1 protein-coding gene is annotated in these 1,001 nt (G+C 52.8%); it reads right to left on the bottom strand.

Going from position 1 to position 1,001, the window contains the following annotated elements; genetic code table 11:
- A partial coding sequence (locus CW742_RS15395) for a methanogenesis marker 8 protein (RefSeq protein WP_292421944.1) occupies window positions 1–683 on the bottom strand: 683 nt, incomplete at its 3' end.
- Window positions 684–1,001: the final 318 nt, after the last annotated feature.

The following is a 1,001-nucleotide window of genomic DNA, read 5'->3' as shown; positions in this document are numbered from 1 at the left end:
GTCCCGGATGCACAGGAGGTCATCAGGTCTGCAGCGGCCACCATGGACTCAGCTTCTTCACGGGTGAGACCGGTGACATGGACACCAAAGATGAGCGTGTCAGGGAACGCAATCCGGATCTTCACTGCCACCTCGGGGCGTGCAACAGTCACGGCGACCTTCGTATACCCCACGTCATATGCCCATTCCACACCGGCGAACTGGTCGAGCGACGCATGCTTCTTATCCACAACTATACCGCCATGTTTCTCGATGCGCCGGATGACCTTCGCGATCGGACTCGTCGAGACAAGGCCCGACATCCTTCCCCCGATACCCTGGATCAGGGCAGGGTCCTTCACAATAACTGTTCCGGCACCATCGCATGACAGCACTGCTGCATCGATCAGACCCGCACGAGACGCGAAACTGAGCAATTCTGTTGCTCCGAATCCCACGAACTCGCGGGTATCGATGACATCACGGTCGGGTGTGCACATGCCGAATGCCTTTATCCGGTGTTCGATGTTTGCCTTCACTGCATCTATGGTAATCACCGGCACCGTGTATGCAAACCGTTTTGCCAGCGGGCATTTCCTGACCTGTGCTTCGCCGATCTCCACGATAACACCATCCCGGATAACGATCCGGGACCGGCCAATCGCCTCGATGATATGTTCGTCACTAACAGAAGATGATTTCATAACCGTCACTGCCTTGGTAAAATGTTCCCGGGCCCTTCACGTGAACTGTTGTCGGAAACCGGACGCGCTGATATGCACTGGATATCAAGCAACGCCATACCAGCAGTATCGCACGTTCAACCGAGGGAATCCTGACCAAATAAATAACAATTGTGAATGCATAAACATTTTGATATAGGCAGTATCTGCCAGAGTTTTTCCCCCGGGAAGGTAAGCAAGAGACAATCCATTGGGGATTTCCACTATGCTGAATTCAACGGAACTCACAGAGAAGATTCAACAAATAAAACAAGATTCACCCGGAATGCAGACCGGAAG

Source organism: Methanoregula sp. (genome assembly GCF_002835825.1).
GTDB lineage: Archaea > Halobacteriota > Methanomicrobia > Methanomicrobiales > Methanospirillaceae > Methanoregula.
Note: the sequence above shows the minus strand (reverse complement) of the source record. Positions and strands in the feature narration are given on the sequence as shown.